This is a genomic window from Paraburkholderia phenazinium (genome assembly GCF_900141745.1).
GTDB lineage: Bacteria > Pseudomonadota > Gammaproteobacteria > Burkholderiales > Burkholderiaceae > Paraburkholderia > Paraburkholderia phenazinium_B.
In genome coordinates this window covers 1,967,243-1,985,309 of record NZ_FSRM01000002.1, presented here as the reverse complement: position 1 = coordinate 1,985,309, position 18,067 = coordinate 1,967,243, and the positions used below count along the sequence as shown (strand labels likewise).

Here is an 18,067-nt window from a genome sequence, read left to right as displayed (position 1 = left end):
GCCCCTTTGGTGGTTGGGAGAGAGAGAAAAAAGTCGGTACCCCATCCTAGTTCGGATATTTGGCCAAATCGGTTACAGCGCGGCTCAAAATCTGGTGCCCCTGTTCGTAGCTCTCGACCGGCCCAGAAGCGTCTGGTGAAGCGGAGGCTATTTTCACGTTCGGATGTAACCGAAACGGGTTTCAGATCGAACTAGCAAAGGATCGATTGCAACCGCGGTTGGGCTGTCTTTCGTTTCCCTTTGTATGTACCTGTATTTCGCTTTCTGAACCCCGAGATCGATATGGCCATGGATATAAATTTCGCATGCACGATGTGCGGCGATTGTTGTCATAACCTTCGTCTGCCCCTCAGCGTTCACGAAGCCATACGCTGGCTAGAACGAGGGGGAGACGTCCAGGTGTTTTGCGAAGCGATGCCTTGGCCCGTTGAGCCATCGACGGATGACGGCCAGGTGAAACACAGGCGAATCCGCTCTTTTGCCGCCGAAAGCGGTGAACTTGCAATCCGCGTGCTGGTGACAGTCGTGGCCGCCTTCGATGGCGCCTGCCCGCACCTGCAACCGGATATGCGATGCGGCGGATACGAAGCAAGGCCAAACGTGTGCAGAATTTATCCGGCTGAAATCAATCCTTTCATTGAACTGATGCCAACACACAAGGCTTGCCCGCCGGAGGCCTGGGCCGCCGACAAGCCCTCATTTATCAAAGGCGGTCAAATCGTGGATTCCGTCACGGCGGACCTGATCCGGAACTCGCGTGACGTCGCCATCCACGATGTTCCTGTGAAAGAGCGTCTGTGTGGCAACGCTGGTTTTCATACCGCATCTTTGGCCAATGAGGGATTTGTGTCGTACACGCTCCCTCCTCGTGCAATGCTCGGCGAGTTATACAGAGCGCTGGATCCCGCCTCACCTACACCAGCGGTGCCATGGCGCATCCTGTCAAATCGACGCTCGACAGTCGACACCCTCAATTCGGTGGGCGCTCATTCGGAAATGCACACTGCTCTATTACCGACTGAGGGTTACATTCCGCTCCTTGAAGCGAACTAGCATGTCAGTTCCGGGCTCGGGCCACGGTCTTTGACGGCCACGACGATGAACCAAATCCGGCGGTGTGCGCCCAGACGCTGAGCCGGAAACGTTGGCGACTTGCTTCTTGCTGCAACATCACATGGATCGCATTGTTCGGAAGTCTTTGTACCGTCAGACTCCAGGTGCCCGGACGGGGAGGCCCCGAAACTATTAACGCCTGAAGCATGACCGAAGAGAATATTTTCCCATCGACGTAATCCGCTGCAGCCGCCCACCGAATTCACGTATAGACTGCCTCGTATGCTGGGGCATTGACCGATACCACATTACGCAGACGTATCGGATTCCATCGCCGCACCGACGGCGCAAACGATTGATCAGGAGCATAGCTATGACAAATGTTGCGTTATTCGTTGAAATAAAAGCCAAGCCGGGCAAAGAGGACGTAGTGGCAGCTTTTCTCGCCAGTGCGCAGGCTCTGGTGCTACAGGAGCCGGCAACAACGGCATGGTTCGCCGTGCGGTTCGATACAGATACTTTTGGAATATTCGATGCCTTCGGCGACGAGGCCGGTCGGGAAGCGCATCTTAACGGTCGTGTTGCTGAGGCGTTGTTAGGACGCGCAGACGAACTGCTGACCAATCCTCCGTCGATACGGCGAGCCGACGTGCTGGCCGACAAGCTGCCAGGGTAAGCCTTAGAAATTCTAATGTGCTAAGGGTTTGAGAGTCGAAACGAACGGTGTAGCCAGCGACCTGTCTGAACGCTGGCATACCGGTATCTGTTAAATACAGAGAGTGCAAACGCACCGTTCAAAGGAATGGCCGGGTAGCGCACTGCCCTGTCCATTTGACGGCGACTCCTTCGCCTGAGGGCTCGCCGATCCATTTGACCTGAGTGGGATGGCCGCGCCCGCCGCACCCATCAGACTGGCGTGGTTCGCACTCACACTACCATTCATTACCATACTGCTCGTCGCCACGTTCATGGTGCTCGCGACCCCAAGACGCTATCGCCTGAAACTGATGCTAAGTACAACGTATAGAGTCACCACAACGAATATAATTCTGCTCGGTGATTCACGATCTATATCTGTAAAAATACGCTGATGCCGCCGTATTGTTAGCAGCCATTTCGGCGCCCAGATCGAGGGGCGGTTGAAACGCGTGTGTGCATGCGCGGGGAGATCGTGGGTATGATGTCGGATCAACCAGCCCATTCCGATTACGGGAACCTACAGAATGGCGACACACAGGAAACCAGTAGATCCACAGAGTATGCCGGATAAGGAAGACCTCGAAGCGATGTCACTTTTCCGCTATCGATTGCGTCGATTTCTTCGCTTCTCGGAGGAGGTGACACATGCCGAAGGTGTCACGCCTCTGCAGTATCAACTGATGCTGCATGTCCGCGGTTTCCCGGGACGTGACTGGGCCACGGTCGGAGAACTGGCGGAGCGGCTTCAGGCAGCGCCGAATGGTACCGTCGCGCTCGTGTCGCGCTGCGAGGCCAACGGACTTGTATTGCGTCGTGCCAGCAGGGCAGACGGGCGTCAGGTTGAAGTGCACCTGACGGCCAAAGGGGCACAATGTCTCGCTCGGCTCGCGTCTAAGCACAAACCGGAGATCGAAGCATTCGGTTGGGCGTTCAACCAGACGACTGGAGAAGACTGAAGATCCGCGGATCCGCACGCCGTCAATGTTGCCAGGCTAGCCATCGTCCCTCATCGATCCAAACCGCCTGATCAGTTCCGCGCCTTCCGACGTCAGCTTGAACTCGGCGGCATCAATCGTTGTTGTGACGAGTTCGACCAGACGTTCCCGCTGAAGGCCTGCCACGTCGGGGTCCGAAAGTTCGACCGCGGTTGGCGAAGTGAGTAACACAAACAGCATCGCAATCTCGTGCGGACTGAGCAGTCTCTTCATTCCATACCTCGACAACTATCGTATAGACGGAGTTTGTTCGCATCGCTGCGGGGAAGGAGGAAGTCCGATGTCGAACACTCGTAAAACTCGGAATGGACGAACGGGACGGTGACGTGGAGGTGTGATTGTCGCGACGCGTCAGGCACCGTGTCACCCAGCATAAAAAAAACGGATCCGGCCTTACGTCCGGATCCTCAAAGTCAGCCCCGGTACAGGGAATAGGGCTGTCTGGCCACCACTAGCAGTCCAGTTGCAACGAGCACGCGAGGCCGTGCTCTCGAGGTTCAGTTCCCGCCCGCAAGCATATTCGGACTTGCCGCATTCGAATATCAAGGCACATAGGCTACTTCGGACATACTGCCAGACGACGATGCCATGAGCCGCTACCACCTGCTCGAATCTAGAGTGAAGGGCTTAAGCGAAACTTAAAGATGACATAGGGACAAACCCGCGAGGTTGAGGCGGTGTGAAAAATGGGACTCGCCCTCTGAATTTGCGCCAGATCGCTCATAGAATCTTGCATGTATCACGGCGTGACATAGAATTGAAGGGTGGATTTCGGGAGGACATCGTGTTCATTAACAGCGACTTCGGGATCAGCTATCTGATCGTGACTTTTGCACTTCTCGGAATCATTTTCACCGACAGCCTGCTTACAGCGCTGCGTATCGAACGATGGCATCCGAAGCTGCGGAGTGCGGCGCTAGGCACGCTATTAGGCCTGGCGCTGATCGAGGCGGTTACGGTCTTCGTTTAGCTCGCCCGTCGTGGGTAGGTGGTGGTCGCGAACGTACCGGCAATACCTGTGCGGTGACAACGGATCCGCATGGGTGACGATCTCCGGCGGGTCGTTGGAGGTGATCTGGATAATGGCTCCGTTTAACCGGATTCTTCTTTGTTATGACGGCACCCCCGAAGGGAGGCTGGCGCTACGCTGCGGCTCGGCACTTGCGCGGCAACTGCAGGCCGAAACCCATTTGCTCGCGATTCTAAGTTTCTCGTGGTGTTCAGGTGGTTATGATTTCTTTTCTACGGTGAAGCCCGACATTGACGAAGGCACGGCAAAAGAGATACTCCAGGAAGGAATCGAGAAGCTTCATGCCTGGGGTGTCACGGCGACAGGGCATTTTGCTGTTGGGAGCGTCGTTGAAGAAATCGCACGTCTCGCGAACTCACTGAAAGTTGATCTGATCGTTATTGGCCACCATCCCGAAGGCTTCTTCGCACGCTGGTGGACCGGGGAGAACCATACTTCGTTGCTCAATCGTGTGTCCTGCGGCGTTCTGTTCGAAGTGTGCGATTAGCCGGAGGCATCCATCTACTCGTTCAAGGCTAGTCCAGAACCTCGCCATGGCAAAAGCCGGAGCCTCTTTCTGAAGAGGCCTCTTGAACCGGTATGGTTCTGTTTGTTCACTGCACGCTGAAGCACAATGAAAAAACCCGCTTGCGTCACGTTCAGTCCTGGCGCGCTCTACACGTTGTCCTGATTTTCGCGGTCAGGTATTGCGGGAATTTCAATTCGTACTATCATGCCAGTCGCCCGGGGCGAACGGTTCTCCAGTTCGACTGTTCCACCATAGCGCGTGGCCAGGGCCCGCGCGATTGGAAGACCAAGTCCGCTCCCGTTGCCTCGGTGCGTTTCATCGCGCTGAAATCTTTCAAACACCTGATCAATGTGCTGCGCAGTCATGCCGTGCCCGTCGTCGATGACCAGAATGACCGCAACGTTGTCTATGCACGATACTGTGATATCGACGTGTGCGCCTGCACCGCTGTAACGGATCGCGTTGTCGACGACGTTTCTCAGCAGGATCCTGAGATCTGCCTCTGACGCACGAACGTTCACTTCCTGTATTCGACCCGCGCCGAGGTCCACGTCACGTTGAATGGCGAACGGGAAAAGGTTCGCGACGACGTCATGGACAACCCGGCTCAGCGCAACGTTGGTAACAATATCGCGGGGCGCTTCCCCATCCGCGTTCGCGAGATCGAGGAGTTGTGAGGCAAGTGACGTCAATCGCTCGACGCCTTGCTGCAACTCGGCCAGGCGCTCTTCATGCTGCCCGGTCGGCGCGTTGTTCAGATTGGCAACCTGAACGCTGACGGCCGCAATCGGAGTACGCAGCAGGTGGGCCGCATTTCGCGTAAATCGCCTGTCCACTTCGCTGCGCGATGAAAGCCGCATAGCCAAACCATTGATGGTATCGACGATGGGCTTTAACTCGAGCGGCACATCTCCCGCCTCAACCGGTTTTGGCCTTTCAGGATCAAGCGAAGCGACAAGGTGCTGCAACTGATCCAGCGGGCGCAGACATCGGCACACTATCAGGACATTTGCGAGCGCCAGGAGCAGCAGGGACATGGCAATTGGTGCGACGCAGTCCAGCGGCAGTCCACCGCCCTTCTCATTGTTTCCACTGCTTGCGATATCTGACCCGCGTGCTGTATCTACGACCTCTCCCGCGTTCTGCGGCGCAGCAGCCCCGGCGGATTGGCTGACGTTAGTTTCGAACTTGCGAGCAACCAGGACGGTTCCGGCTATTCCCGCACAACCGACGGTGAGCAATGTGCAGAGTAGCCAAAAGCAAAGACGCCGGCTCAGAGAATTCGCAGCGAATCTTCCATACATAGCGAACTCCTGTACCGGCGGTTCCGATCTGTCTCCATCGCGTTTTGCGACTACGGTTGCGACGCCTGGGCTGCAACCGTCATCTGAGCCTGGACCATAAAACTTAGAACAGAATTAGCAGTTGCAAAGGCGCTGAATGGTGCGAGACAGCGGTGACAGGTAGTTCGACAGCAAACGTGGACGTCTCTGCGGCAGATCGACGATGCGTAACAATCAAGCTGGGGACGGGGTTGATCCATCTGCGGCTGGCCGGGTTTAAACGGAGCTGGGCGGAACGGACCTGGCGAGTTGCAGGTCGCCTGTTCGTTCAATGAACATCAACCGTTGCGTGCAGCAGGGTCTCGTGTCCTCACCGAGAACAAAGTCACGCTGCCGGTCACATTGGACGGTCACTTCGAATTCGCTAGCGGCGTTGACAACGGGACATCCAGCTTTCTTCGGGCCACGCGGTCTCACCGGTAGACGAGGTCTGCGCGCCGGTTCTGTGCCCACGATGCCTCATCGTGGCCCAAAGCGAGCGGCTTTTCTTTCCCCAGGCTAACCGCTTCCAGCTGTGAGTCGGGTACGCCAAGGGTCTCCAGATCATGGAGTACTGCTTCCGAGCGTTTTTCACCCAGCGCGAGATTGTATTCGCTCGTTCCGCGCTCATCGGTGTTGCCCTGAATCAGAACATGCCGGTTCGGGTGAGTCATCAGATATTTCGCGTGGGCCTCAAGCAGCGGTTGATAGTCGCTTTTGACGATATAGCTGTCGAAGTCGAAATAGATGCTTCGCTTCGCGAGTGGGCTATTAGGATTGTTGAGTTCATCGGCCGTTATGGGCGCCACGTTTGCCGGCTGGTTGGCGGTGGAGTTGCCCTGGGTGGCACCGCTTTGCGGTTCCACCCTCACACCCGAATGACACGCGGCGAGCATGCTCGTAATGAGCGTGGTAGCGAAAAATCCAGTCCTGGTCATGGTAGGTCTCCTCTGACCGAAGGCGCGATCGCGCCTCCTTATGATTGCCGTGATCGCTCCAGAGCGGAGGGTGGTTAACCTCGCGAACAGCGATGGGCGATTAATACAAATGACGGAGAGTCATGTTTTCAAATCCATTAGGGTGGCCGCACGGAGAGCTGGGCGCGCATTTCCGTCCTCCCAACCTCGGTGACCTGTCACAGGCGTTCCGCGGCTTGTGCCGTGCGCGGATCGTCAGTCGGATCCCCCTGCGATGAACTTTCCCCGGTAGCGCTGGGTGGTACGACATCCGGCGCTACATCGAGCCTGCTGTAACGTTCAGACAACGCTTCGTAAAGTGCAGGCGCAAACAGTTTCGATATCTGGCTGGCGATCAACGCCGTGGCCATGAGGGAGATGACAAGCGCATGGCCGTTGATCATCTCGATCACGATCACGAAAGCGGTAATGGGGCTTTGGGTAACCGCTGCCAGATAGCCCACCATGCCAAGGGCGATCAGCATGGGCAACTGCATCTGGCCAAACAGCAGGTGTAACGCATTGCCGATACCAGCGCCAATTGCGAGCGACGGCGCAAACAGGCCGCCGGGCGCGCCTGGCAGATACGATCCGACCATCGAAACCATTTTGACGACCGGATAAGCAGCGCTTAGTTGCGCACGTCCTTCCAGCATCGCGCGCGCTTCGGCGTAGCCGCTGCCGAACGTGTGGCCGCCAGATGCGACACCGATCACCGCGACCACGAGGCCGCATGCCGCTCCGAATGCCACCGGCCGGTTCGCGCGCCAGGTGACCACCGACGCAGGCATCCAGCGATTGGTATTCAGTAGTAGCCAGCAAAAGATGCCACCGGCAACGCCCGATACGGCGCCAATCAATACAACCGCCACTGCCAGCAGATCGGGGAAGCGACTGCCGATGTCGATCGTTCCGAAATACGTGTAGTTGCCCTGCAGGCCCAGCGAGACGACCCCAGCAAAGATGATCGCAGTAATCAGCACGCCACTCGTGCGCTGCTCAAAGCTGCGGGTCAACTCTTCGATGGCAAACACGACTCCCGCGAGCGGCGCATTGAACGCCGCCGACAGACCTGCGGCGGCACCGGCGAGAGCCAGACGCCGCTCCAGTTCGATGCCCCGGATGGCCCGGAATCGCTGCGGATAAAAGCGTCTCAGGTTGAACATGAGCGCGGCACCGACATGGATCGTCGGCCCTTCGCGGCCGATCGTGAATCCCCCGAGTATCGAGAGGAACGACACCAGGATCTTGCCGATCAGGATCCTGATGCTCAGCAGACGCGGCGCAAGATCGCCGCTGTCATGGAGTGTGGCCATAACCTGAGGGATGCCGCTGCCTTCGGCGCCAGCAAAGTAGCGTCTGGTGAGCCACACACCCAGAGCGCCGATTGCCGGGGTGACGGGAAGCGGTAGCCACCAGTACCGCGTCGCGTAGCGAAGGAAGGTGTCGTAGCCAATGTCGATCAGCTTCGCGTAGAAAACGGCGACCAGCCCGGTAGCGATGGCGCCCAACCAGAAGACACCGTAGTGCAGCCATAGTCGCCGGGCGTGTTGTAGCGCACGTTTGTCGATAAATTCTGGAATATGCATGCGGCCACCGGAAACGCTTCAGCGTGTGCAATATAGCACAGTGTGCCATATTTGCCCGCAGACGACATTTTGCAAGGCAGTTGACCATGGTCCGCGCAAACGACACCTATGGCAGCTGAGTGCCTTGGCGGAAGCAGCAAGCACGCAGTTACCCACAAACCGCTTTAAAGTCAGCGGCCTGGAGGACGTCTGCGGAAGAAAAGGAATTGGAATGGCCGGGTTAGTAAGACTCACTAATCAAACGCGCGCGGCATCGACGTAAGATTGACCGGTGATTAAATCAGCCGCATCACGGGTGCGTCTTTTCGAGCGACGATGTACTGAACGAATGAGCAAAAGGTATGAGCAGGGCTAGGCAACGCGCGTTCGATACGCGGGCGAAGATCATCGACGCAGCGGAACGTATCTTTCTTCTGCGAGGCGCGACACGCACGTCGCTCGACGACATCGCGAAGGAGGCCGGCATGACGCGCGGCACGATGCACGGCCACTTCAAGAACAAACAGTCGGTGCTTCATGCGATGCTCGAAAGCTCCAGCCTGCCGCTCGACCCGTTCTCGATCGAACCATGCAGCAGCGACGGCGATCCGCTTGGATTGTTGCGCACCGATCTGCATCGGTGTCTGCGCGACGTGTTGCAGAACGCGCGGACGCGGAGTCTGTATGGCATTGTGTTCACCGCATGCGAGAACGCATCGGAGACAGCGCAGTTGTGCGAACGCATTCACATGGCGGGTATCCACGCCCAAGCACAGATCGAGGCTGCGTTGAGCTGTGCGGTGGCGCTCGGCCAACTGTCCGCGGATTTCGACACGAGGCAGGCGGCCGCCTTCATCCATGGGACGTTGAGCGGGTCTCTTCGCAAGTGCCTGACGATGTCCCCGCGAACGAACACCGACGCGGAAATCGATCAGATCGCGGAGGCCGCGTTCCTGTGCATTGACGTGATAGACAACCACATCAGCAAGTCAATCAGTAGTGGACATGCAGCCGGATGAGTCAATGCTGGTCGTCTACTGACGCGTGAGCGCAGAATATCCGATCTGGCGGATGAGGCCAGTCGGAATTGCCGCAACGGAATCGCGCAAATCCGAACTAATGGTCGCAGCACCATTCACTACCACCCGCCTCCGAGCACTTTGTATAACGTGACGAGATTGGACTGGCGCGACAAGCTATCCGACGCCAGTTGCTGCTGCGCGGTGTAAAGCGTGCGTTGCGCGTCGAGGAACGTGAGGAAGCTATCCGTACCCGCCTTGTAACGCCCTTGAGCCAGCGTGTAGTAGCTCTCGGATGACGCCACATACTCGCGGTCCGCCTGCAACTGATCGACATACGTGGCCCGCGCCGCAAGCGCATTCGCCACTTCCTTGAACGCCGTCTGGATAGTGCTTTCGTAATCAGCGACGTCGATATTCTTTTCGATCTTGTCGACATCGAGCGTTGCCTTGTTGCTGCCGTAGTCGAAGATCGGCACGGAGATGCTCGGCGAGAATACCCACGCGCCACTGCCTGCCTTGAACAGACTGGAAAGCGTCGAACTCGACGCCCCGGCAGTAGCTGTCAGTTCGATCTTCGGAAAGAATGCCGCGCGGGCGGCGCCGATGTTCGCGTTTGCCGCCTTCAACGTATGCTCGGCTTCCACGATGTCCGGACGACGCGTGAGCAGCATCGACGGCACACCTGCGCCGATGTCGGCGAACATCGAACCGTCGTCGAACGCATCGTCCAGTTTGGGCTCGGGCGGCAGATCGTCCGGAAGCGGCGCGCCGAGCACCGCAACCAGGTTGTTGCGATCCTGCTCCACCGCACGCCGGTAAGACGCAAGGCTTGCCTTCGCGCTCGCCAGCGTGTTCTCCGCCTGCCGCACATCCAGCAGCGAAGAATTACCCAGTTGCTGGATGCGCTTCGTCACGTCGTACGTGGCCTGATCCGCTTTGACCGTGTCCCCGGTCACTTTCAGGAGCCGCTCGTCGGACAACCACGTCAGGTAGTCGGTTGCCACTGTTGCGATCAGGCTGATCCGTGTGCTCTCGCGCGATGCGTCGGTGGCGAGATAGTTCTCCAGTGCCTGGCGCTTGAGGCTCCTCAGGCGGCCAAAGAAATCGATCTCCCACGACGTCGTGCCGACATTCAGTTCATTGTCACCCGTCGTGACGCCTTCGACGCGCTCACGCGTCAAGCTGCTGCTCGCGCTAATGGTCGGCGCGAGCGCAGCGCGGGTGATCCGGTATTGCGCCTCATACTCGGCCACGTTCAGCGCGGCTACGCGCAGGTCACGGTTATTGTCGAGGGCGATCTGGATCAGCCGCTGCAGACGGGGGTCGCGAAAAAACTGATGCCAATCGGTATCGGTTGCAAGCGGCGCGCCGGCGATCGTCTTTTGCGCCGCGGTCGTACTCTGGTAGGCGTCGCCTTGCGGATAGGCGGCCGGAACCGGAGCAGCGGGCCGTTCGTAATGCGGATCGAGTGTGCAGCCCGTAAGCGCGGCAACCGCCAGTGCCACACTGCAGGCGGCCAGTTTGAGTTTCATCATTCATTACCTTCGTTTTTCGGGGTATGGCCGTGCTCGCCGAACAGCCGCCGTACGACGACGAAGAACACCGGCACGAAGAAGATCGCGAGCAAGGTCGCGGCGATCATGCCGCCCATCACGCCGGTGCCGATCGCATGCCGGCTAGCCGATCCCGCCCCCGTACTGATGACGAGCGGCAGCACGCCGAACACGAAGGCAAGCGAGGTCATCAGGATCGGTCGCAGGCGCAGGCGCGCGGCTTCGAGCGTGGCGTCGATCAGGCTGTGGCCCTGCGCCTGCAGGTCCTTGGCGAATTCGACGATCAGGATCGCGTTCTTGGTTGAGAGTCCAATGGTCGCGAGCAGGCCGACCTTGAAATAGATATCGTCCGAGAGGCCGCGGATATGCGCGCCGAGCACCGCCCCCAGCACGCCGAGCGGCACGACCAGAATCACGGCGATCGGGATGGACCAGCTTTCGTACAGGCCCGCGAGGCACAGGAACACCACGATCACCGAAATCGCGTACAGATAGATTGCCTGTGAGCCAGCCATACGCTCCTGATACGACTGCCCGGTCCAGTCGATGCCAAAGCCGGCCGGCAGCTTCTTCACGAGCGCGTCGACGGCGGCCATAGCCTGGCCGGTGCTCGCGTGCGGGCCGGTCTGCGCGGTGATCTCCATGGCCAGCGTGCGGTTAAAGCGCTCGATCTGCGGCGGCCCGAAGGTCCACTTGCCGGTGGCGAAAGCAGAAAACGGCACCATCTCACCGTCGTAGCTGGTCGTGGTCGTGCTGCTGGAATCGCCCGAGCTGCTGGAGCTGCTCGAACTACCGGAACTGGTCGTCGTGCTGGAACTGCTCGACCTCACGTACCAGCGCCCAATGTCCGACGGCATCATCCGGTACGGCGCGTCAGCCTGAACGTAGACCTTCTGGATACGTCCCGTATCGACGTAGTTGTTGACGTACGTGGAGCCGAACGCCGTTTGCAACGTGTCATTTACATCGGCGATCGAAAGGCCGAGTGCACTCGCTTTCTCGCGGTCGATATTCACGTTGAACTGCGGCGTATCGTCAAGACCGCCCGGGCGCATACCGGACAACGCGCTGTCGTTAGCGGCCAGGGCAATCAGTTGCTGGCGCGCTGCCATCAGCTTGTCGTGACCTTGCCCTGCTCGATCTTCCAGTTCGAAGTCGAGCCCGCTCTGCGTACCGAGCTCCTGAATGGCCGGCGGATTGAGCGCGAAAATCTGCGCGTTGCGGGTGGCCGCGAAATGCATGTTGGCGCGCTGGATAATCGCCGCCGCTGAATTCATTTCACCACGCCGTACACTCCAGTCCTTCAGTCTGACGAAGGCGAGCGCGTTGTTCTGCCCCGAACCGTTGAAGCTGAAGCCCGTGATCGAGATGATCTTGTCCACCTGCGGCAGCCCGAGGTAATACGCTTCCACCTGCTTGATAGTGTCTAGCGTGACCGAAGCCGGCGTGCCGACGGGCGCCGAGATCGACGTGATAACGATGCCCTGATCCTCATCCGGCAAATATGAGGAAGGCAGTTTCATGAAGAGCAATGCCACCACACCCGCAATCAGCGCGTAAATCACCATATAGCGCAGAGGTCTGCCGATCACGCGTGCCACCGCCGCGTCGTACCGGTGAGTGCCGCGCGTCAGCACGCGGTTGAACCACCCCAAGAGACCGCGCTTCTCGTGATGCTCGACATCCGAACGTTTGAGCAAGGTCGCGCACAGCGCCGGCGTAAGCGTCAGCGCAAGGAAGACGGATAGCAGCATGGCCGCGACAATCGTGATCGAGAACTGCCGGTAAATCGCGCCAGTCGAACCCGAGAAAAACGCCATCGGAATAAATACCGCAATCAGCACGGTAGTAATGCCCACCAGCGCGCCGGTGATCTGTTTCATCGCCTTGCGCGTCGCTTCAACTGGCGAAAGCCCCTCCTCTGCGATGAGCCGCTCCACGTTTTCCACGACCACGATGGCATCGTCCACCAGCAGCCCGATGGCCAGCACCAGCCCGAACATCGACAGCACGTTGATCGAAAAGCCGACCAACGACATGACACCAAAAGTGCCGAGTAACGCAACCGGTACGACGATGGTCGGAATCAGCGTGGCACGCAGATTTTGCAGGAACACGTACATCACGACGAACACCAGCATCACCGCTTCGATCAAGGTCTTGAAGACCTCTTCGATGGAGATGCGCACAAAGGGCGTCGTGTCGTACGGGTAATCGACCACCACGTTCTGTGGCAGTTGCGCGCCCAGTTCGGTTAGTTTCGCGCGCACCGCCTTGGCGACATTCATCGCGTTGGCGCCGCTCGCGAGCTTGATGGCGAGCGACGCCGCCGGCTTGCCGTTCAGACGCGAATCCGTGCTGTAGTCGTCGCCGCCCACTTCGACGCGCGCCACGTCCTTGAGCTGCACTTTCGAGCCGTCGCTATTCACCCGCAACAGGATGGCGCCGAACTGTGCGGGCGTCGTGAGGAGGCTCGAGGACGAGATGGTCGCGTTGATCGCCTGAGCCGTGGTGGACGGCTTGCCGCCGATTTCCCCGACCGAGAGTTGGACGTTCTGATTGGTGATGGCTGTCGTGACGTCGCTGGTCGTCAAGCCGACGGCCTGCAACTTCACCGGGTCGAGCCAGATGCGCATGGCGTGCTGCGCGCCGAAAAGCGTCACGTCGCCGACGCCGTTGATCTGCGTAAGCGGGTCCTCGATCTGCGTGGCGATGATGTTGCCAAGGTCGATCGAGTTCACACTGCCGTCGCTCGAAGACAGCGAAACGATCATCAGAAACGCGTTGGCCGCCTTCGCGACCTGCACGCCTTGATCCTGTACCGTCTGGGGTAGCGACGAGGTTGCCTGCTCCACCTTGTTCTGCACCTGCACCTGGGCGATGTCCGCGTTGGTGCCTTGCTGGAACGTCAGCGTGATGGTGGCCTGTCCGGCTGAACTGCTGGTGGACGACATATACAGCAGATGATCGATACCGCTCAGCTTCTGTTCAATCACCTGCGTGACAGTGGTCGCGACGGTTTCAGCGGAGGCACCCGGATAGGTCGCCGTGATCTGCACGGAGACAGGCGCCACGCTCGGATACTGCTCGACCGGCAGTGTCGTCATGGCAGCCCCGCCTATCATCATGATGACGATGGCGATGACCCACGCGAGGATCGGTCGATTGATAAAAAATCCAGCCATGAGAGTCTCGCTTTAGCTACCGGTTGTCGGAAGTGCGGCCAACGCTCCGGTGGCCGGCGCGCGGGTCGCTGCAGCGGCAGCGGTGTCCGCCGTGGCGGGACTCTCCACCGGCTTGACAAGAGCGCCCGCACGCGCCTTCTGCGAACCCGCGACGATCACCCGGTCGCCGGTTTTCAGCCCGCGGGTGACGATCCAGTCGGCGCCGTTGGCGGTATCTGCGGTGACGTGTCTCTGCTCCACCTTGTTGGCGGCATCGACCGTCAGCACGCTGGCCGAGCCATCGGAGGCGCGCGAGACCGCAAGTTGCGGCACGGTGATCGCCTGCTGGTTTACGCCCTCTTCAAGCCGCGCACGCACGAACATGCCGGGCAGCAATACGCCAACGGGATTCGGGAACACGCAACGCAAGGTGACCGAACCGGTGGTCGAATCGACGGTGATATCGGAGAACAGCAGCGTGCCGGCCTGCGCATAGGGAGAGCCGTCTTCCATCACCAGATGAACCACCGCGCCATCCTTGCCGGCCTGCTGCAACTGACCGCTGGCGAACTCTTTCTGCAACCGCAGCCAGTCCGCCGACGAGCGGGTCACATCGAGATACATCTGGTCCGTGGCCTGAACCGTGGCCAGTGCAGTGGTCTGTTCCGCCGTGACGAGCGCACCTTCTGTCACGCTGGATTTACCGATGCGTCCGGCAATCGGCGCGACCACCTTCGTGTAGCCAAGATTGATGGCTGCCGTCTTCAACGCGGCGCGGTCGGCGACCGCATCCGCTTGCGCTTCCTGCAACGACGAGATCGCGTCGTCATAGTCCTGCTGGCTGACGCCCTGGACCTTCCACAGCGCCGTGTAGCGCGTGGCTTTGGTTTGCGCCGCGGCGGCCGTGGCCACCGCTTTCGCGAGCGTGCCAACGGCCTGATCGTAAGCGGCCTGGTAACTATCGGGATCGATCTGATAAAGCACGCTGCCCGCCGCGACCACCGCGCCTTCCGTGAAGAGGCGCTTTCTCACGATGCCCTCTACCTGCGGCCTGACTTCGGCCACACGTATGGCGGAGAGCCTGCCGGACAGTTCCGTGCTGGCAACCACAGGGTGCGGCGCGATGGTTACCACGCCGACTTCGGGGACCATTTGGGGTGGCATCTGCGGCGCCTGTTGACCGCAGCCCGCGAGGGCGAAGGCGGCGATCGCCGCCACGACGGCAAGCGGGCTTACTACCGTTGCACGCGGCGAACGTGCCGGCAAAATATGAACTCGTGTCATGCTCAGGGCATCCTTCGACTGGGTTCGACAAAGGGCCGCCTGGCATGCAATGACGCATGCGTCCTTCAAACGCGTAAGGAGAACGAGGATATGTCGCCTGCGAATGCGCCTGATTTCGCGCACAACGGAGCGCGGCGCCAGAAGCGGCGCCAGGCTCGAGGGAAACCGCGCAATGCCATGCCAGCGGCTATGGATGACCCAGATTAGCGGCCAGTCGATTACGGTGGCTTAGGGGTTGATTACAACGTGTAACCCAATGCCCACCCTCTACTTTGCCGCCGCGTAATAAACTGTAAGCGCCGCTAAGAACCAGCAACCGGCGCGGCCCTGTATTTCGCTATATTTCGGTGTGCGACCGGCCAGCAACCGGCGCGGCGGAATCTTCGCCCTCGTGCGCCTCGCCATGCTCTTGTGCGGATACACACCGCCGCTTCCAGCGTCAACAGCGCTCACCTCGTCAGGCTCAACCATGTCCGACACGCCAATCCAGGTCCTGCTGGTCGACGACGACGCCGATCTGCGCGATCTGCTGAGAACGTTTTTTCAGCAACGCGGCATCGAATTTTCGGTGCTGCACGATGCGAACCAACTGATGCGCCGCCTCGAACGCGAGCGCCCCTCCATCGTCGTGCTTGACCTGATGATGCCGGGCATCGACGGACTTACCGCGCTCAGACAACTCCGCACGAGCGGCAACACCATTCCTGTGATCATGCTGACGGCGCGCGCCGACGGCGTGGACCGCGTGATCGGTCTCGAACTCGGCGCCGACGACTATCTCGGCAAGCCGTTCATGCCGCAAGAACTGCTCGCGCGCATTCACGCCGTACTGCGCCGCCACGCGCAAGCTCCGTTAGCGGTCCAGGCGGAACGGCGGGAAGCGTTTCGCTTTGGGTGCTTTCGTCTCGACTTCGCGACGCGCACCCTGTATCGCGATGACGAGCCACTCAAACTCACTGGTAGCGAATACGCGCTGCTCGAAGTGTTCGCGCTGCATCCCATGGAGGCGCTCTCGCGCACGAAGCTGGTTGACCTGCTGCACGGCCCCTACGCGGAAGTGACCGAACGCGGCATCGACGTACCTGTGTGGCGCCTGCGCCGCCTGCTCGAGGACGACCCCGCCAATCCACGCCGGATCCAGACATTGCGCGGCATCGGCTACATGTTCGTACCAGGCAACAGCGACGATGAAAAACCCGCTTAACACGCTGTTCGGCCGCCTCGCGCTGATGACGGTAGGGCTGATCGTGCTGGTTCACGTCACCTTGCTGATCATCGTCGACTCGGAGCGTGGTCAGCTCGATGCGACTCATATGCAGCACGCGGTACAGCTTGCCATGCAGGCTGAGCACGACGGCTCGCTCGCCGCCTCGAGCATCGCTGCGACGCTCGGCGTGACCTACGTGCCGGCGGACAAGGCGATCCAGTACGGCTGCCCCGCGCCTTGCACGAACACGAACACGCCGTTCGACCGCGACCTGCGCAGCAAGCTGCCACCGGGCAGTCAGGTCATATTCGATCCCGACAACGGCGCCGTGTGGGTGCGTTATGCCGGCAATGCGGACTGGGCGAAACTGCAAAACGCGGCGTTGCCCGGGCGGCGTTTCCTGAGCGCATCTTTATTGATGCTCGCGCTAGCCGTGATCATCGCGCTGCTCGGCGCATGGTATTTGCAGCGGCCGCTGCACAGGCTTGCGCGAGCCTCGCGCGAATTCCGTGTCGGCCACCGCGCGCCCGTGGTGCAGCCAGGTGGTCCGCGTGAAGTGAAAGAGTTGATCGGTGACTTCAATCAGATGGTGCATGAACTCGCGCAAGCCGAACAGGAGCGCGCAGTGATGCTGGCGGGCGTTGCGCATGACCTGCGTGCCCCGATCACGCGAATGCAGGTGCGCGCCGATCTCCTCCCCGACGAAGCGAACCGCAGCGGCTTTCTGCGTGACGCCGAATCGCTGTCGCGCATCGTGACGCAGTTCCTCGACTTCGCGCGTGAGACGGCCGATACGTCCCCGCACGCGGGCGTCGACGCACATTGCCACCGTCACTACGGCGACAGTCTCGCAGACGATGCGCTGGTGCGGCTTAACCTGCACGCCGGTGATGGTTTCAATTTGCCGCTGGTCGACCTCGACCGGATTCTCGCCAACCTGATCGAAAACGCGTTGACGTACGGAGAACCGCCAGTGGACATCTCAACCTTCAGGCGCAACGGCCAGTACGTGTTGAGCGTGCGCGATCATGGCGGCGGCATCCCTGCCGGGCAACTCGAGCGTGCCTTGCAACCCTTCGTGCGGCTCGACGAAGCTCGTGGAGGTAACGCCCATTGCGGACTGGGACTTGCAATCGTCCGACGCCTCGTGCGGTATAACGGCGGGGCATTTAGCGCGGAGAATGCGCCCGATGGGGGATTTGCAGTGTCGTTGACGTTTCCTGCTGCACACGGCGGCAATCGCGGCGGCGCGTGACACCACACGCTGGCAATAGAAAACGCCCTTCGCGCGATAGAAGCCTGCCCCCTCCGGACCAATCACGGTTGTTCGCCGCAAACTTGAGGATGTCAACGGATGGCACACGAGCTTCCGGGAAGCGAGGAGGCATTGAAACGCGTGCGCGGCAAGAGTGGGAAAGATTTGGACGGAACGTCCGGGACCTGCTGGAACAACGAATGGTGGGCCGGGTGGGAGTCGAACCCGCGGCGTCCTTTCGGGGAGGATTATGAGTCCGCAGCGCGAGCGGACTCGCGTGCGGAAAAGTACGAGTCATGCGTTGAACTGTGCGTATCGACCCGATCACGACTGGATCCTGGAATTCCGCTCCATTCCTGCCCACCAAACCCATATCGCTACCCATACTTCTTGTGGAAATTGTGCGGGACCTTGGCGGAAGCGGCAAGTACGTCGTTACCCACAAACCGCT

16 protein-coding genes are annotated in these 18,067 nt (G+C 59.8%); 9 read left to right on the top strand and 7 right to left on the bottom strand.

What is annotated here, in order from left to right:
- Positions 1 to 282 precede the first annotated feature (282 nt).
- The 4 genes from BUS06_RS28780 to BUS06_RS28770 all read left to right on the top strand — a co-directional run bounded on the left by BUS06_RS28780 (position 283) and on the right by BUS06_RS28770 (position 2,708).
- On the top strand, positions 283 to 1,053 hold the full coding sequence (locus tag BUS06_RS28780; protein ID WP_074267764.1) for a YkgJ family cysteine cluster protein: 771 nt from the start codon (positions 283 to 285) through the stop codon (positions 1,051 to 1,053).
- Between the two features lie 373 nt (positions 1,054 to 1,426).
- Positions 1,427 to 1,729 (top strand): putative quinol monooxygenase, encoded by a 303-nt coding sequence (locus tag BUS06_RS28775; RefSeq protein ID WP_074267763.1) that lies wholly within the window; start codon positions 1,427 to 1,429, stop codon positions 1,727 to 1,729.
- A 208-nt stretch (positions 1,730 to 1,937) separates the two neighbouring features.
- Entirely contained in the window at positions 1,938 to 2,144 is a 207-nt protein-coding gene (locus BUS06_RS37965) for an NrsF family protein (RefSeq protein ID WP_167379444.1), read from the top strand.
- 132 nt (positions 2,145 to 2,276) lie between these two features.
- A complete protein-coding gene (locus BUS06_RS28770) occupies positions 2,277 to 2,708 on the top strand; it encodes a MarR family winged helix-turn-helix transcriptional regulator (protein WP_074267762.1) in 432 nt (143 codons plus the stop codon).
- A gap of 36 nt (positions 2,709 to 2,744) precedes the next feature.
- On the opposite strand, the gene BUS06_RS28765 is transcribed toward BUS06_RS28770, so the two are convergent.
- Positions 2,745 to 2,960, bottom strand: a complete 216-nt coding sequence (locus BUS06_RS28765) for a hypothetical protein (protein ID WP_074267761.1) — start codon at positions 2,958 to 2,960, stop codon at positions 2,745 to 2,747.
- Between the two features lie 571 nt (positions 2,961 to 3,531).
- Between BUS06_RS28765 and BUS06_RS28760 the strand changes: the two genes are divergently transcribed.
- Both BUS06_RS28760 and BUS06_RS28755 read left to right on the top strand, forming a co-directional pair.
- Positions 3,532 to 3,717, top strand: a complete 186-nt coding sequence (locus BUS06_RS28760) for a hypothetical protein (protein WP_074267760.1) — start codon at positions 3,532 to 3,534, stop codon at positions 3,715 to 3,717.
- 112 nt (positions 3,718 to 3,829) lie between these two features.
- Positions 3,830 to 4,264 carry a universal stress protein gene (locus tag BUS06_RS28755; RefSeq protein WP_074267759.1) on the top strand — a complete coding sequence of 145 codons (435 nt, stop codon included), beginning with the start codon at positions 3,830 to 3,832 and terminating at the stop codon, positions 4,262 to 4,264.
- A gap of 167 nt (positions 4,265 to 4,431) precedes the next feature.
- Here the strand turns inward: BUS06_RS28755 and BUS06_RS28750 are convergent, their stop codons facing one another.
- From BUS06_RS28750 to BUS06_RS28740, 3 genes are all read right to left on the bottom strand, one after another.
- Complete coding sequence (locus BUS06_RS28750; protein ID WP_074267758.1) at positions 4,432 to 5,589, bottom strand: sensor histidine kinase; 1,158 nt, start codon at positions 5,587 to 5,589, stop codon at positions 4,432 to 4,434.
- Between the two features lie 452 nt (positions 5,590 to 6,041).
- Positions 6,042 to 6,545, bottom strand: coding sequence for a peptidoglycan-associated lipoprotein Pal (pal, locus tag BUS06_RS28745; protein WP_074267757.1), 504 nt, complete (start codon positions 6,543 to 6,545; stop codon positions 6,042 to 6,044).
- Between the two features lie 197 nt (positions 6,546 to 6,742).
- Positions 6,743 to 8,152 carry a chloride channel protein gene (locus tag BUS06_RS28740; RefSeq protein WP_083611649.1) on the bottom strand — a complete coding sequence of 470 codons (1,410 nt, stop codon included), beginning with the start codon at positions 8,150 to 8,152 and terminating at the stop codon, positions 6,743 to 6,745.
- A 341-nt stretch (positions 8,153 to 8,493) separates the two neighbouring features.
- On the opposite strand from BUS06_RS28740, the gene BUS06_RS28735 reads away from it, so the two are divergent.
- Positions 8,494 to 9,150 carry a TetR family transcriptional regulator gene (locus BUS06_RS28735; protein WP_074267756.1) on the top strand — a complete coding sequence of 219 codons (657 nt, stop codon included), beginning with the start codon at positions 8,494 to 8,496 and terminating at the stop codon, positions 9,148 to 9,150.
- Positions 9,151 to 9,269: 119 nt separating this feature from the next.
- On the opposite strand, the gene BUS06_RS28730 is transcribed toward BUS06_RS28735, so the two are convergent.
- From BUS06_RS28730 to BUS06_RS28720, 3 genes are read right to left on the bottom strand one after another with little or no spacing between them, the layout of a single operon-like run.
- On the bottom strand, positions 9,270 to 10,688 hold the full coding sequence (locus tag BUS06_RS28730; RefSeq protein WP_143787672.1) for an efflux transporter outer membrane subunit: 1,419 nt from the start codon (positions 10,686 to 10,688) through the stop codon (positions 9,270 to 9,272).
- On the bottom strand, positions 10,685 to 13,891 hold the full coding sequence (locus BUS06_RS28725; RefSeq protein ID WP_074267755.1) for an efflux RND transporter permease subunit: 3,207 nt from the start codon (positions 13,889 to 13,891) through the stop codon (positions 10,685 to 10,687). Before BUS06_RS28725 ends, BUS06_RS28730 begins: the two co-directional genes overlap by 4 nt.
- Before the next feature lie 12 nt (positions 13,892 to 13,903).
- Positions 13,904 to 15,154, bottom strand: coding sequence for an efflux RND transporter periplasmic adaptor subunit (locus tag BUS06_RS28720; protein ID WP_074267754.1), 1,251 nt, complete (start codon positions 15,152 to 15,154; stop codon positions 13,904 to 13,906).
- 469 nt (positions 15,155 to 15,623) lie between these two features.
- On the opposite strand from BUS06_RS28720, the gene BUS06_RS28710 reads away from it, so the two are divergent.
- Entirely contained in the window at positions 15,624 to 16,358 is a 735-nt protein-coding gene (locus tag BUS06_RS28710; RefSeq protein WP_074267752.1) for a response regulator, read from the top strand.
- Positions 16,342 to 17,616, top strand: coding sequence for an ATP-binding protein (locus BUS06_RS28705; protein WP_074267751.1), 1,275 nt, complete (start codon positions 16,342 to 16,344; stop codon positions 17,614 to 17,616). The genes BUS06_RS28710 and BUS06_RS28705 overlap by 17 nt, the downstream gene beginning before the upstream one ends.
- The last annotated feature ends 451 nt before the right edge of the window (positions 17,617 to 18,067 follow it).

Bases quoted from the DNA above. Each gene is read 5' to 3' on its own strand.
- BUS06_RS28780 (WP_074267764.1), top strand. From the start codon at position 283: ATGGCCATGGATATAAATTTCGCATGCACGATGTGCGGCGATTGTTGT.
- BUS06_RS28775 (WP_074267763.1), top strand. From the start codon at position 1,427: ATGACAAATGTTGCGTTATTCGTTGAAATAAAAGCCAAGCCGGGCAAA.
- BUS06_RS37965 (WP_167379444.1), top strand. From the start codon at position 1,938: ATGGCCGCGCCCGCCGCACCCATCAGACTGGCGTGGTTCGCACTCACA.
- BUS06_RS28770 (WP_074267762.1), top strand. From the start codon at position 2,277: ATGGCGACACACAGGAAACCAGTAGATCCACAGAGTATGCCGGATAAG.
- BUS06_RS28765 (WP_074267761.1), bottom strand. From the start codon at position 2,960: ATGAAGAGACTGCTCAGTCCGCACGAGATTGCGATGCTGTTTGTGTTA.
- BUS06_RS28755 (WP_074267759.1), top strand. From the start codon at position 3,830: ATGGCTCCGTTTAACCGGATTCTTCTTTGTTATGACGGCACCCCCGAA.
- BUS06_RS28750 (WP_074267758.1), bottom strand. From the start codon at position 5,589: ATGTATGGAAGATTCGCTGCGAATTCTCTGAGCCGGCGTCTTTGCTTT.
- pal (WP_074267757.1), bottom strand. From the start codon at position 6,545: ATGACCAGGACTGGATTTTTCGCTACCACGCTCATTACGAGCATGCTC.
- BUS06_RS28740 (WP_083611649.1), bottom strand. From the start codon at position 8,152: ATGCATATTCCAGAATTTATCGACAAACGTGCGCTACAACACGCCCGG.
- BUS06_RS28735 (WP_074267756.1), top strand. From the start codon at position 8,494: ATGAGCAGGGCTAGGCAACGCGCGTTCGATACGCGGGCGAAGATCATC.
- BUS06_RS28730 (WP_143787672.1), bottom strand. From the start codon at position 10,688: ATGATGAAACTCAAACTGGCCGCCTGCAGTGTGGCACTGGCGGTTGCC.
- BUS06_RS28725 (WP_074267755.1), bottom strand. From the start codon at position 13,891: ATGGCTGGATTTTTTATCAATCGACCGATCCTCGCGTGGGTCATCGCC.
- BUS06_RS28720 (WP_074267754.1), bottom strand. From the start codon at position 15,154: ATGACACGAGTTCATATTTTGCCGGCACGTTCGCCGCGTGCAACGGTA.
- BUS06_RS28710 (WP_074267752.1), top strand. From the start codon at position 15,624: ATGTCCGACACGCCAATCCAGGTCCTGCTGGTCGACGACGACGCCGAT.
- BUS06_RS28705 (WP_074267751.1), top strand. From the start codon at position 16,342: ATGAAAAACCCGCTTAACACGCTGTTCGGCCGCCTCGCGCTGATGACG.